15 protein-coding genes and 1 pseudogene are annotated in these 12,647 nt (G+C 49.9%); 10 read left to right on the top strand and 6 right to left on the bottom strand.

The window, feature by feature from the left end:
* Positions 1–31 precede the first annotated feature (31 nt).
* Positions 32–1,021, top strand: coding sequence for a DUF5996 family protein (locus tag JTE88_RS06130; RefSeq protein WP_204423604.1), 990 nt, complete (start codon positions 32–34; stop codon positions 1,019–1,021).
* A 121-nt stretch (positions 1,022–1,142) separates the two neighbouring features.
* Here JTE88_RS06130 and JTE88_RS06125 read toward each other — a convergent pair whose 3' ends face one another.
* The 4 genes from JTE88_RS06125 to JTE88_RS06110 are packed head-to-tail and all read right to left on the bottom strand — an operon-like array spanning position 1,143 to position 2,699.
* A complete protein-coding gene (locus JTE88_RS06125; RefSeq protein ID WP_204423600.1) occupies positions 1,143–1,376 on the bottom strand; it encodes a thioredoxin family protein in 234 nt (77 codons plus the stop codon).
* 56 nt (positions 1,377–1,432) lie between these two features.
* Complete coding sequence (locus tag JTE88_RS06120) at positions 1,433–2,089, bottom strand: permease (RefSeq protein ID WP_239519588.1); 657 nt, start codon at positions 2,087–2,089, stop codon at positions 1,433–1,435.
* Between the two features lie 59 nt (positions 2,090–2,148).
* Positions 2,149–2,388: a hypothetical protein gene (locus JTE88_RS06115; RefSeq protein ID WP_204423594.1), complete on the bottom strand. Its 240-nt coding sequence runs from the start codon at positions 2,386–2,388 to the stop codon at positions 2,149–2,151.
* On the bottom strand, positions 2,385–2,699 hold the full coding sequence (locus tag JTE88_RS06110) for an ArsR/SmtB family transcription factor (RefSeq protein WP_204423592.1): 315 nt from the start codon (positions 2,697–2,699) through the stop codon (positions 2,385–2,387). Before JTE88_RS06110 ends, JTE88_RS06115 begins: the two co-directional genes overlap by 4 nt.
* 171 nt (positions 2,700–2,870) lie before the next feature.
* Here JTE88_RS06110 and JTE88_RS06105 point away from each other — a divergent pair, with 171 nt between their 5' ends.
* Together JTE88_RS06105 and JTE88_RS06100 are read left to right on the top strand one after the other, a co-directional pair.
* The gene (locus JTE88_RS06105; RefSeq protein WP_204423590.1) at positions 2,871–3,305 is read left to right on the top strand and encodes an arsenate-mycothiol transferase ArsC; all 435 of its coding nucleotides are present in this window, start codon (positions 2,871–2,873) and stop codon (positions 3,303–3,305) included.
* Between the two features lie 38 nt (positions 3,306–3,343).
* Positions 3,344–3,665 (top strand): annotated as a pseudogene (locus tag JTE88_RS06100) (putative heavy metal-binding protein).
* Between the two features lie 68 nt (positions 3,666–3,733).
* Here JTE88_RS06100 and phoU read toward each other — a convergent pair.
* Entirely contained in the window at positions 3,734–4,414 is a 681-nt protein-coding gene (gene phoU, locus JTE88_RS06095; protein WP_204423588.1) for a phosphate signaling complex protein PhoU, read from the bottom strand.
* A 149-nt stretch (positions 4,415–4,563) separates the two neighbouring features.
* Between phoU and JTE88_RS06090 the strand changes: the two genes are divergently transcribed.
* The 6 genes from JTE88_RS06090 (at position 4,564) to pstB (ending at position 10,733) form a co-directional block, all read left to right on the top strand.
* On the top strand, positions 4,564–5,730 hold the full coding sequence (locus JTE88_RS06090; RefSeq protein ID WP_204423587.1) for a sensor histidine kinase: 1,167 nt from the start codon (positions 4,564–4,566) through the stop codon (positions 5,728–5,730).
* A complete protein-coding gene (locus JTE88_RS06085) occupies positions 5,730–6,422 on the top strand; it encodes a response regulator transcription factor (protein WP_204423585.1) in 693 nt (230 codons plus the stop codon). Before JTE88_RS06090 ends, JTE88_RS06085 begins: the two co-directional genes overlap by 1 nt.
* A 126-nt stretch (positions 6,423–6,548) precedes the next feature.
* Positions 6,549–7,625 (top strand): phosphate ABC transporter substrate-binding protein PstS, encoded by a 1,077-nt coding sequence (gene pstS, locus JTE88_RS06080; RefSeq protein WP_204425796.1) that lies wholly within the window; start codon positions 6,549–6,551, stop codon positions 7,623–7,625.
* Positions 7,626–7,717: 92 nt separating this feature from the next.
* Complete coding sequence (gene pstC / locus JTE88_RS06075) at positions 7,718–8,839, top strand: phosphate ABC transporter permease subunit PstC (RefSeq protein WP_204423583.1); 1,122 nt, start codon at positions 7,718–7,720, stop codon at positions 8,837–8,839.
* The gene (pstA, locus tag JTE88_RS06070) at positions 8,836–9,915 is read left to right on the top strand and encodes a phosphate ABC transporter permease PstA (protein ID WP_239519501.1); all 1,080 of its coding nucleotides are present in this window, start codon (positions 8,836–8,838) and stop codon (positions 9,913–9,915) included. The genes pstC and pstA overlap by 4 nt, the downstream gene beginning before the upstream one ends.
* A gap of 38 nt (positions 9,916–9,953) precedes the next feature.
* Positions 9,954–10,733, top strand: coding sequence for a phosphate ABC transporter ATP-binding protein PstB (gene pstB / locus JTE88_RS06065; RefSeq protein WP_204425792.1), 780 nt, complete (start codon positions 9,954–9,956; stop codon positions 10,731–10,733).
* A 7-nt stretch (positions 10,734–10,740) separates the two neighbouring features.
* Here the strand turns inward: pstB and JTE88_RS06060 are convergent, their stop codons facing one another.
* Positions 10,741–11,823, bottom strand: coding sequence for a TDT family transporter (locus JTE88_RS06060; protein WP_204423581.1), 1,083 nt, complete (start codon positions 11,821–11,823; stop codon positions 10,741–10,743).
* A gap of 196 nt (positions 11,824–12,019) precedes the next feature.
* Here JTE88_RS06060 and JTE88_RS06055 point away from each other — a divergent pair, with 196 nt between their 5' ends.
* The gene (locus JTE88_RS06055) at positions 12,020–12,640 is read left to right on the top strand and encodes an MptD family putative ECF transporter S component (protein ID WP_239519500.1); all 621 of its coding nucleotides are present in this window, start codon (positions 12,020–12,022) and stop codon (positions 12,638–12,640) included.
* Positions 12,641–12,647: the final 7 nt, after the last annotated feature.

Genomic DNA, 12,647 nt, shown 5'->3' with positions numbered 1-12,647 from the left:
GGATCTGGTTATGCTGGCTGTGTTGGTTGGTATGATAGACGTTATAGTTTATGGCACTGATTCAACGGAGAAGAACTTTATGACCACCTCGATGACCCCTTCTTCATGGCCGGAACTTCGGATTGATGAATGGGAAGATACCCGCGATACCTTGCACATGTGGACGCAGATTATTGGCAAGATTCGTATGCAGTATGCGCCACTGGTTAATCATTGGTGGCAGGTCACATTGTATGTATCGCCGGTGGGCTTAACAACATCCTCAATCCCATTCGGGGGAGATGTTTTTGATATTGAGTTTGACTTTATTAACCATGAACTCAATTTCCGGCGTAGCAATGGTCTTCACGCGAAGTTTGCGTTGGAAGCGATGGCGGTAGCCGATTTTTACGCGAAGGTGCAGCAGTCTATGGCCGACATTAATGTGCCTATGGATATTAGTGTTATTCCGAATGAGGTTGATCCAGCAATTCCGTTCCCGGAGGATACTGTTCATAAGAGTTATGACAAAGATGCCGTTCATCGTTTCTGGTTACAGCTATCGAAGGTTCATATAGTGTTGGATTCTTTCCGCGCTGGGTTTTTGGGTAAAGTGAGTCCGGTACATTTCTTCTGGGGATCTTTCGATATGGCGTGTACTCGTTTCGTAGATGAGCTCGCTCCTGAGCATCCTGGTGGTGTACCAAATTGTGCTGATTGGGTGATGGTGGAAGGCTATTCGCATCATCTATCTAGTGCTGGTTTTTGGCCTGGAGGCGAAGGCGAAGGCATGTTCTATTCCTACGCATACCCGGCTCCAGATGGCTACCCACGCCAAAAGATTGAACCTGCCGAAGCTTATTACAGTGAAGAATTGTATGAGTATGTTCTGCCTTATGAGGCGGTCCGTAAGTCGGATAATCCGGAAGAGACGGTTCGCCAATTCTTCGAAAGTACCTACGCGTTAGCTGCTGATTTGGATGGTTGGGATCGAGAAAAGCTCGACGCTGACCCGCATCGACTAACCACATACATGAACTAGTTGTTTCCCAGCTCAGACACTATTGACACCCATCCGGGGCAGTGTGCATCGTCGAAAACGTTCAGAATATCGCCGTACGCTGCCCCGGATAGTTCTATACTTATCTTTGAGCTTGTGGTTACTAGCCCCGCAGCACGTCGACGATTTCGTTGACTTTCGGGACGCGTCCAGCAATTTTGACGTCGCCGTCGACGACGAGCCCAGGGGTGTTCATAACCCCGTAGCTGAGAATATCTGCGTAGTCGGTGACTTTTTCGATATTGGCCTCGATGCCGAGTTCGTCGACTGCTGCACGGGTAGCTTTTTCGAGGTTGACGCAGTTGGCACATCCAGGTCCAAGAATTTTGATCTCCATAGTCTTCTTTCCTTTCGGTACAATGTGTTGTCTGTTCGATGTCAGATGCTTGTTCGTTATCCGTATATGAAATTAAAGAGATAGCCGACGATGATGATTCCGGCACTCACAGATCCGAAGAACAATGCTAGTAGTTGTGGTTTGAGGACACGTCGTAGTATGACAGCTTCAGGGATCGATAAAGCTATCGATCCCATGATAAGTGCCATGACGGTTCCTAGCGGCATTCCTTTATCCCATAAGGCTTGTGCGATCGGCACGATTCCGCCACCTTTTGCATAGAGGGGAACGCCGAATAGCGTTGCGATGGGTACAGCGAGTGGGTTGCTCGGTCCGGCGTATGTGACGACGACGTCGGCAGGCACCCAGCCGTGGATGAGGGCGCCGATCCCTACACCGAGGAGGATCCAGTGCCATACTTTTGTGAAGATCTCGCGTGCGTCTCGGATTGTGGTGTCAACACGTTCGTGCCAGGTGAGTGTGTGGCCGGCGGCGACGGTAGCGCCGACTTTGATGCCGAAGACCGATTGTTCTACCCAGCGTTCGAGGTTGAATCGGGAGAAGATCCAGCCAACCGTAAATGAGATCACGGCTCCGGCCAGTATATATATTCCTGCGATGTCCCAGCCGAATTGGGCGCCGATCAAGATCGCTGCAGTTTCTGAAACGAGTGGTGAGGCAACAAGGAAGGTCAGTGTGATGGAGAGCGGAATACCAGCTGCGACGAAGCCAATAAAGAGTGGGATAGAGGAGCAGGAACAAAACGGCGTGACTAGCCAAGAACCACGGCGAGTATCAGTCCGCCTAGTAGTAAGAAGATTTTTGTGCTGTCATAGCAGAAAAAGTGGAGGGCGGAACTCCAACGAGTATGTGGATCGAGGCCGGCTACCGAAAAGAGTAGCCAGTCCCAGAACGGCAGGTTGGCGAGGTAGACGCCAACCCACGGAACAAGTCCCAAAGCTAGTTGGGCGAAGAGGCTGACGGTACTCGATGGACGGGTTGTTGTGTTCACGATACGTTCTCTTCAACGGCTGGAAGTACTTCACGGCTGGGGATCGCCGCATGGAGACGATCTAGAGCATCTTGCATGAGAGTGTAATCCACCCACCTGCTGCGCCGTTCGCTGGTTACTAGGCCGGCATCTCGTAAGACTTTGAGGTGGTAGCTGAGTTGATTATCGGGGATGACGGGTTCGATTTGGAGGTTACATACGCAGGTAGTGCCAGATGAAGCGAGTTTGGTGATGATTGCTAACCGGATGGGGTCTGCGATAGCAGCTAGTAAGGCTGCCGCTTCACATGTGCTGGCTTGGGAAGCAACCATAATGGTGACACGTCCTCATATCAAAAAATATTGATTCAGATATATTTGAAGCATAACGCAATGGAGTTCCGACGTGCGAACCCAATAAAAAGACATCGGATGAGCACCAACACTATCTGTCATGCGATAGACTGAGCGAAAGTTTTATTCTTCGGCGAAAGAAGACGTGCGATGACGCAAAACAGCCATAACCAACCAGTAACAGTGATGTTCGCATGCCGAAAAAATGCCGGACGATCACAGATAGCGGCTGCGTTATTGGCAGCAAAAACAGATGATCGGGTGCGTGTGCTTTCTGCCGGAACAACGCCGGCTAACGAACTTCATCCACAAACATATGAGACCTTAGCCGAAATCGGATTAGAACCCCTCGGTGGTAGCCCCACCCAGCTCACCGTCGATAACGTATCCGAAAGCGACTGGGTGATCACCATGGGCTGTGGTGAGACCTGCCCGATTTTCCCAGGAACGCACTACGAGGATTGGGATGTTGCAGATCCTGCAAACCAGCCTACCGACGTCGTTCGACAGATACGTGAAGATATCGCACAGCGAGTTGACCAACTGATCGAACGCCTCGATATTTCAACGCCAGATCGGCACTAAAACGAAACAAAGTTATCTACAGCATCGGAAGGCAGTCCATGATTTCAGTAACCACACCGTCGATTGAAGGCCACAACATTATTCGCTACCACGGGATCGTCTTTGGCGAAGTTATCCAGGGAGTGAACGCTATTAAGGATTTCAGTGCGGGATTAAGCAATTTTTTTTGGTGGGCGCTCGAGCTCCTATGAAGATGAACTTTTACGAAGCCGTGAAGCCGCAATCCAAGAAATGGAAAACCGGGCAGCCGCACTGGGAGCAAACGCAGTCATCGGCGTCGACATCGACTACGAAGTACTGGGAACTGGAAACAATATGCTCATGGTGACTGCTTCGGGTACTGCCGTCTACATCGACTAACGCCCAGAAAACAACCACACTTAGAGCAAACTCGCGCTGGTAAACCAGCGCGAGTTTGCTCATAAAAATCAGATCTCAGTCAGATCAACCTCAGCGAACGGGTCACTGATATCCTCAATGCCGTTCACCATAAACTGAACTCGTTGAGCAACTGCAACAGCGTTGTCCCCAAACCGTTCCAAATAGCGGCCTAATAAAATAATGTCAATAATTTCTTGCCGCGTCAGGTCGAGATCCTCGTCAAGCACGTAATTAAAAGTTTTCTCATGGAGATCATCAAGGAAATCGTCTTCCTCTTCGATCGCGGTGGCAAACTCCAAATCACGAGTTTCGAGCAATAACGCCACGTTACCCGCCATAGAACTAGCATGCTCAGCCATCTTCACCAAAACACCTAATGCAGTATCAGGCAACACTGCATGCGGGTAACGGCTACGCGCAACGTAGGCGATATGCCGAGCAAGATCACCCATCTGTTCCAAAATTGACGAAAGGCGCAACGCCGAAACAACTACTCGTAGATCTGAAGCAACGGGTGCTTGCCGAGCTAAAATGGACACACCCATCTCATCAATAGAGCGCTCTAAGAAATCAATCTTGCGATCAGAGTCGATCACTTTTTCCGCTTTGGCAAGATTGGCATCACGCATCGCAACGCTAGCACGCTCCATCGCCTTATTAACGGCTTTTGCCTCCAAAACAATCGTATCGTTTAGGCGGTTCATCTGTTGATGGAAAAGTTCGCGCACAAGATCTCCTTCTGTTGCGGGTATACCACTGCTGTCTTCCCTCACAGTAAAACATATCTGCGTTAATTCTTACCCTGTTGAAGGTTAACAGCAGGTGTCAAATTCATATACGGCTCGTGCAGAGCGCCCGCGACCGATAGGGTAGAAGTATGCAAGAAGCAATGACGTTCGCAGTTGGTCTCATGCTCGGAGCTGCCATTATTGGCGGAATCTGGTTAACCGAACTGCGTATCCGTAGATATCGCGAACGCCAAGAAATTGCGAGCGTTAAAACGACTACCGAAGAGCATGTGATGCTCATTTTGGATACGTTGCCCGAGTCTTTTATTTTAGTTGATCAAGACAACGCCATTATTCGAGCCTCAGGGCTGGCAACCAATTTTGGACTGATCCAAGACGGGGTGTTGCGCGCGAATCTGGCAGCGATTGTTTCCGAAGTGTTTGTCACCGGGGAAGCACGCGACGTCGAATTTGATATGGTGAGTATCCGCAAACGTCATTCGCGTCCGCGTCGTATTTGGGTACGTGTGGCGAAGGCATCCTCGGATCGAGTCGTGGTGTTGTTTGAAGACCAAACCGATAAACTACGGCTCGAAAAAACCCGCCGCGATTTCGTTTCTAATATTTCCCACGAACTGAAAACCCCAATCGGCGGAATTAAGTTACTTGCCGAAACGATTACCAACGTGAGTGACGACGGGGAACAGGTACGTCATTTTGCTTCGAGTTTAGAAGCTGAATCTGACCGGTTAGCCCAACTAGTCCAAGAAATCATTCAGCTGTCTCGGCTCCAAGAATCAGACGCGCTCACTGATCCACGCACGGTATCAGTGGACGCCGTCGTCGCCGAAGCTCTCACACGTATCCAGGTCGAAGCTGACGCGCGCAAGATCGAACTGGTCCACGGCGGGGAAACCGGCCTGGAGGTCTTGGGTGACGATGTATTGCTGGTTACCGCGTTGCGTAATTTGCTCGACAACGCCGTGCGATACTCGCATCCGCATTCGCGAGTATCCGTGGTGGTCTCCGCGGAAAACAACCACGTGTCAATCGCTGTGATCGACGCCGGTTTAGGGATCCCTGACGATGCGAAAGAGCGGGTATTTGAACGGTTCTATCGTGGAGACGAGGCGCGTTCACGCGAAACCGGAGGTAGCGGTTTGGGCTTAAGCATTGTTAAACATATCGTTCACGATCACGGTGGCGAAGTGAAACTATGGAGTCAAGTGCGGCAAGGCTCAACATTCACCATCATCTTGCCGTTAGCTCACCATGCAATCCAAGCAGCACGTATAGAAGCAGAAGGAGAGAACTGATGACGACGATCTTAGTTGTTGACGACGAATCCACCTTACGTGAAACCCTCGCCTTCAACCTCGGGCGTGACGATTTTACGGTGGTCACCGCGGCCGACGGGAGCGAAGCGCTCGCAGTTTTTCGCTCTGAGAACCCGGATCTGGTGCTGCTTGACGTGATGTTACCCAAGCTTTCTGGTACTGAAGTGTGCCGGGAGATCAGGAAGAACTCAGCTGTGCCGATCATTATGCTCAGTGCGAAGGACTCGGAGATAGATAAAGTTGTTGGTTTAGAGATCGGTGCCGATGACTATATAACGAAACCGTATTCGTATCGGGAATTGTTGGCGCGGGTGCGTGCCTTGTTGCGGCGTAGCGTAACGGTAGCGATAGAAGACGACGTCGATCTGGAAGCTATGACGGTAGGAGAGGTTGTTTTAGACCCGACATCTCATGTGGTGACAGTGGCGGGTAACGAAATACCGATGCCGTTGCGTGAATTCGAACTCTTGGAATTCTTGATGGAAAATGCGGGGCGGGTGTTGACCCGTACCCAGATTTTTGACCGTATTTGGGGAGCAGGCTATATCGGAGATTCGAAAACTCTTGACGTTCATATTAAGCGGTTACGTTCGAAAATTGAGCCGGTTCCCAGCCAGCCGCGTATGTTAGTCACTGTACGCGGGTTGGGATACAAGTTTGTTGCCGAATAATATCTACACAATGTTCACCCACTGTTAACCCGCAGTGTATTGAGTGGTTACGTTGGCCTACTAGATTGAAGAACAGGTGAGGAAGAATAATCCTCACAGGTCAATCGAAGGAAACGAATCGTGACTATGAAAACTGGTACTCAAGCTATTGCATTACTATCAGTCGTGGCTTTAGGGCTGAGCGCATGTGCCGGACCATCCAATGATGCCGATGATAATGGTTCTACTTCCGCAGGCTCGTCGTTGAACGGATCGGGTGCGTCTTCTCAAGTTAATGCTCAACAAGCATGGCGAGATAATTTCACCACTGACTCGGGCATTGTGGTCAACTATGATCCGACTGGTTCCGGTACTGGCCGTAAACAGTTCATCTCTGGACAAGTCGATTATGCAGGAACTGATTCGATACTTGACGCTGCAGAAGTTGAGAAAGCTACTGAACGTTGCGGGGCAGAACCGCTGGAATTGCCGCTGTATATTTCGCCCATCGCAGTGACCTTCAACCTTGAAGGGATTGACTCTCTCAAACTATCTGCGCAAGTGATTGCCCATATTTTCGATGGGAAGATTTCTTCCTGGAACGATGCCGAGATTGCTAAGCTCAACCCAGGCGTGGCACTTCCCGATTTGACGGTTATCCCAGTCAATCGTGCAGACGATTCGGGTACTACCGAAAACTTCCAACAGTATTTGAGTGAAGCTGCTGGCGGTCAATGGCCTTATGAACCTTCTGATACCTGGCCGCGTACTGGCACGCAATCGGCGGAAAAGACTTCTGGTGTGGTGAATCTGGTGAAGTCGACGCCAGGTGCGATCACGTATGCCGATGCCTCCCAAATCGGAGATCTGGGTTCAGCTGATGTCGACGTCGCAGGGGAATTCTTGCCGTACTCGCCACAAGCAGCCGCCAAGATCGTAGACGGATCGTTACCTAGTGTGGACGCATCCGAACGCCGTCTTACGGTAGACCTTAAGCGTGATGGCTCGATTGCTGGGGCATATCCGATCGTCATGGTGTCCTACCTGTTGGCTTGTACTGATTATGATCAGGCAGAAACCGCGAAAAATGTGAAGAGCTTTTTGACGTATGTGGCTTCAGTTGACGGTCAGGACGTTGCCGCAAAATCCCGTGGTGGCAATGCGCCAATCTCCGATGAGCTGCGCAATAAGGTTATGGCTGCTATTGAGCAAATCAACGGCTAACATCCACATGATGGACCGGTTGCTACCAAACCGGTCCATCAGTGCCCGGTAGCGGGCAGAACGAAATTGAGGATCTAGTGGACACAAATACAATGGCTGGAAGCGATATAGCTGCCGCAACCGTATCTCATATTCGTGAGCAGGACGACCGACCGCATGCGGTGTGGTCGCCGGTGGCGCGTGGGTCACGCGTAGACAAAATCTTTCGATGGATGTCTAGTGGCGCCGGCGCCATGATTCTTGTGTTGCTGGCAGCGGTGGCAATCTTCTTGTTGTTGTCCTCTCAGAATGCACTTTTCGCATCCGGTGAGACAATCATCGAAAAGGTTGAATTTACACGCGGAAAGAATTTTTGGCAGTTCGCAGCAGCTGCGCTCTTTGGTACGATGCTCGCCTCGATTATCGCACTGATTATCGCGGTACCGTTCGCGGTGAGTATTGCATTATTCATCTCGCATTATGCTCCGCGTCGCCTTGCAGTCTTTTTCGGATCAATTATCGACTTGCTAGCCGCTATCCCATCAGTCGTATTTGGTTTGTGGGGGATGTGGACGTTAGAACCGCTATTGCGTCCAATTTTTACGTGGATATCGACGTCGTTCACTCCAGTTTTCGAGTTCATCTCCGGAACCAAAGAAATGGTTGACGGCAAAGAAGTGTGGAGCGGGGGACTGCCGGGCTTTTCAACTCTGGCGCAAACCTTCGAATGGTGGCCGCTGCAACCCGACGCATTGATCTTCTTGCCACCGGCTCGAAATATCATGATGGGTGGAGTGATTTTGGCAGTCATGATTTTGCCGATTATCACTTCGCTGTGCCGTGAGGTATTCCTCCAGTCCCCACGTCTGTTAGAAGAAGCGTCATTGGCGTTGGGTGCTACCCGCTATGAGATGATCAAGATGGTTGTGTTACCTCACGGTCGTTCGGGAATTGTGTCGGCAACGATGCTAGGTTTTGGTCGAGCCTTAGGCGAAACAATGGCGTTATTAATGGTTCTTTCACCAGGCCTCATGATTAACTTCAAGATTTTTCAACCCGGTCAACACTCAACGATTGCTTCGCAAATCGCGCTGCGTTTTCCAGAATCTTCAGGGCTGTCCTCTGACTTCCTGGTAGCGCTTGGATTTATTTTGTTCATCATCACTTTCCTTGTCAATTTCGTGGCTCGAGCCATCGTCAGCCGCTACGCAGAGTTTTCGGGAGCTAACGCATGAGTACTTTATCAACGGTAAATTCTGTGCCAGAGACGTTCGCCTCGCGAAAGCAACGCTACCTGCCTAAATGGTTTAATATCGCTGCCGGAGGGGCAGCGCTGATTATCTCGCTATTCTTCTTCGTCATTGGCCAAGAGCAACCAGATATTGTGGTAGCCGGTATGGCTACTGCTGCATTGTTCTTAGCTTTTTCCGCGTTATGTGGTTTCGCGGTAGAAGGACGGCGATACGGTAAGAATCGGTTAGCTACCAACATTATTATTGGCGCATTCGTGATGGCTGTTATTCCGCTGATCTCGCTGCTGTATACAGTTACCATCCACGGCTGGACCCGGATGATTCAGGCTGGGTTTTTTACCCACACCACATTCGGTTCGTCAAATATCGATACGGTTGTTGGGGCTGGGCACGCCATTATTGGAACTTTGGTCATTACTGGCACAGCAGCATTGATTTCGGTGCCTTTCGGTGTACTCACTGCCGTCTATCTGGTGGAATATGGCCGAGGTACGTTTGCGAAAATTATTACGTTCTTAGTCGATGTGATGACCGGTATTCCGTCGATTGTTGCCGGTTTGTTCGCTGCGGCTCTCATTCCAATTGTCAATCAGCAGCTTTTTGGGCAAGCACAGTTCAAATCCGGATTCATGGGCGCTATTGCGCTGGTGGTGTTGATGACTCCACTGGTGGTTCGAAACACTCAAGAAATGCTCCAACTGGTACCCAACGAGCTGCGCGAAGCATCTTACGCTTTAGGTGTGTCTAAAGCGGCAACGATCGTGAAAGTGGTACTTCGTACTGGAGTTTCTGGAATTGTTTCTGGAATTGTTATCGCAACTGCCCGTATCATTGGTGAATCGGCTCCGTTACTTATCACGGCCGGAACCACAGATTCATATAATCTGAACATGTTCCAGGGGCAAATGCTCACATTGCCAGTCTACGTCTACAACGAATACACCAAAGGCCATCAGATAACTGCATGGGCCGGAGCGCTTATCTTGATTGGTATCGTATTGCTCCTCAATCTTTTCGCGCGCTGGATCGCTAAGCGTTTCGCGCCTGCCGGAAACTAAAAATATTTATGGCACTGCCATTAACGAAGGGACTAGCCATGCAAGATGGAATCAAAGTATCAGACCTCAATATTTACTACGGGAGCTTCCTCGCTGTCCAAGACGTCAACGTCGACATCGAGCCCCGTTCGATCACTGCTCTTATTGGACCATCTGGTTGTGGAAAATCGACGTTTTTACGTTCGCTGAACCGGATGCACGAAGTTATTCCAGGTGCTCATTCGAAGGGCTCAGTTATTATCGATGGTGCAGATATTTATGCACCTGGTGTCGATCCGGTGAGGGTACGTGAACATGTGGGCATGGTGTTCCAGCGTCCTAACCCGTTCCCAACCATGTCCATCCAAGACAATGTGCTTGCTGGTTTACGGTTGAACAATCGTCGTATGGCGAAAAGTGAGGCTGCGGAGATTGTTGAAACCTCGCTACGTGGCGCAAATCTCTGGGAAGAAGTAAAGGATCGCCTTGAACGTCCTGGGTCCTCGCTGTCAGGCGGACAACAGCAACGATTGTGTATTGCTCGTGCTATTGCGGTAAAACCTAAAGTGTTGTTAATGGATGAACCGTGTTCTGCGCTTGATCCGATCTCCACTCTTGCTATCGAAGATTTGATGCAAGAGCTCCAAAAGGACTACACGATCGTGATTGTGACACACAATATGCAGCAAGCTGCCCGCGTTTCTCAAAAGACCGGATTCTTTAATATCGAGGGGACGGGGAAACCGGGACATCTGGTGGAATATGACGATACGGAACGGATTTTCTCTAACCCGGCTAATAAGCAAACCGAAGATTACGTCTCCGGCCGCTTTGGGTGAGGAACATCTAGGAGCGGCGGTGATAGGCGAGGACGGCAACCAGGCTCGATGTAGCGCACAGCGTCCACGTGAAGCACAAGAATACTAATGCCGCAGTACCGATTGTTCCCGAGATGGATGCTAAAAGTGAGCCACGTAGTATGGGCAGTTCCGAAAGCATTGTTTCGCCTAACGACATTGTGCCTACTGGGAAGGTTAGCGCCCACCAGCCGGGCGAAAAGGGGATGGTACTCCGTAAAGCGCGCCAGGTTTGATGGAATGCAAATATTAGAACCGGCACGCTCAGAATCAGCATGATCACGGCATAAATTACTGCGGTTGTGGTGGCATACGGGTGGATGCTGATTCGTAAGAATAGACCTGAGGAGTGGGAAATAGCAACAGCTCCGGCAGTGGATTGCCCGACGATACCAAGTGGGATCCACGCACTTATTGCATCTTTTAAAGGCAACGGTTTGAAGCGTTTGACTGCACCGTAAGACAAGGCAAATATGATGAGCCCATGTACCAGAGCGATAATAAAGCAGAGAAACGAAACGGTAAGCATGAAAAATTGCAGTCCAACAGATTCGTATTCGCGTAGCAGCATAGCGCCAGTGGTGGCTGAAACCATCGGTCCCACGACGGCGAGGCCCCAAACAGGAGTTGGTTGGCCTAGCTGACGGAATAATGCATGGGCGAGGAATGAAAAGTTTGTGACAAGTCCAATGAACGTTCCAGTCCACCACAAGAAGGTATCTCCGATGACGGCAAACGTGTCTAATCCCCATTGCGGACCGATGGTCAAGAGGGCTGCGCCGAGGGCAAGGTAGCCCATGGAGACGCTTCCCCATGCAGGATCAACGACCGGAAGTAACCGGATATGTGTATTTCCGTGGAACGTCTTCCATATCCAGCGGGTGATATATGTTGCCGTGAACATGATGAGTAAGAGAGTTCCGATCAGCAACAACGTAGTTGCAATGGGGAGGTACCACGGATGGTCTGCACTTCTCCTTCCTAAAAGAGCGGCGAGGATGGCGGTGCCCATTACCGTAGAAAACCATGCTGGGCCCATGGGTGGGATTATCAGTTCACGTTGCTTTTTCACGTTAGTAATTTTCCGCGCCTTATGTCGGAAAATCCACTATGAGATTATCGGATAGTTCATATGTTGTTGGTACAGATGGTTAGCCGAATAAGTGGTATTGGCGTAGTGGATTAACCGATTGAATAATAAAGAATAGCGTTCAGAGTTAGGGTGTGCTAACCTAATTCCGAACGTCATTCAGTATGAAAGGTTTGTTATGTCTAACCAAGAAATGCCAGAGCTACGCACTCGTTCCGCATCAGGTACAAATGCTCAAAAAATTGTTTACACCGGCGTGTTCACAGCTATCTATTTCGTTGTGTTCTTCGCCATCGGCATGCTGGGGTTCTTTGGCCCACAATTCATGTTCGTGAGCGCACCATTAGCACTTCTAATCGAAGGTACAGTGATCGTTTTGATGTTGAATAAAATCCGGTCATTCGGCGCTTTAACTATCTTGGGTATCATCGTCGGCTTATTAATGATGCTCACTGGCCATGCGTGGACAACCTTAGCATTCACTGTTGTTGCATCTTTCCTTGCGGATCTTGTTGCCAAGTCAGGCAATTACACTGATGAAAAGAAGAACATCTTTGCTTATGTGATTCTCCAGCAATGGTATATCGGCGCCTGGTTGCCGATCTTCTATGCTGCCGATGCCTATTTTGCTGATATTGCCGTGCAAATGGGGCAAGAGTATGCCGATCATATGCAGGCAATTTTCACTCCGAATATCATCATCATCTTCACCATCGTGAACTTCTTTGTCGCCCTTATCGGCGGCTGGGTAGGAACAAAAATTCTGCGGAAGAATTTCGCTAAAGCCGGCATCGCCTAAATAGTGA

The sequence above is a fragment of the Arcanobacterium phocisimile genome (assembly GCF_016904675.1).
GTDB lineage: Bacteria > Actinomycetota > Actinomycetes > Actinomycetales > Actinomycetaceae > Arcanobacterium > Arcanobacterium phocisimile.
The sequence above is the reverse complement of the archived record's forward strand: the minus strand, read 5'-3'. Positions and strand labels throughout refer to the sequence as shown.

Coding starts and splice junctions, on each gene's coding strand:
- JTE88_RS06125 (WP_204423600.1), bottom strand. CDS start 1,376: ATGGAGATCAAAATTCTTGGACCTGGATGTGCCAACTGCGTCAACCTC.
- pstB (WP_204425792.1), top strand. CDS start 9,954: ATGCAAGATGGAATCAAAGTATCAGACCTCAATATTTACTACGGGAGC.
- JTE88_RS06105 (WP_204423590.1), top strand. CDS start 2,871: ATGACGCAAAACAGCCATAACCAACCAGTAACAGTGATGTTCGCATGC.
- pstA (WP_239519501.1), top strand. CDS start 8,836: ATGAGTACTTTATCAACGGTAAATTCTGTGCCAGAGACGTTCGCCTCG.
- JTE88_RS06055 (WP_239519500.1), top strand. CDS start 12,020: ATGTCTAACCAAGAAATGCCAGAGCTACGCACTCGTTCCGCATCAGGT.
- pstC (WP_204423583.1), top strand. CDS start 7,718: ATGGCTGGAAGCGATATAGCTGCCGCAACCGTATCTCATATTCGTGAG.
- JTE88_RS06090 (WP_204423587.1), top strand. CDS start 4,564: ATGCAAGAAGCAATGACGTTCGCAGTTGGTCTCATGCTCGGAGCTGCC.
- JTE88_RS06110 (WP_204423592.1), bottom strand. CDS start 2,699: ATGGTTGCTTCCCAAGCCAGCACATGTGAAGCGGCAGCCTTACTAGCT.
- JTE88_RS06130 (WP_204423604.1), top strand. CDS start 32: ATGATAGACGTTATAGTTTATGGCACTGATTCAACGGAGAAGAACTTT.
- pstS (WP_204425796.1), top strand. CDS start 6,549: ATGAAAACTGGTACTCAAGCTATTGCATTACTATCAGTCGTGGCTTTA.
- JTE88_RS06085 (WP_204423585.1), top strand. CDS start 5,730: ATGACGACGATCTTAGTTGTTGACGACGAATCCACCTTACGTGAAACC.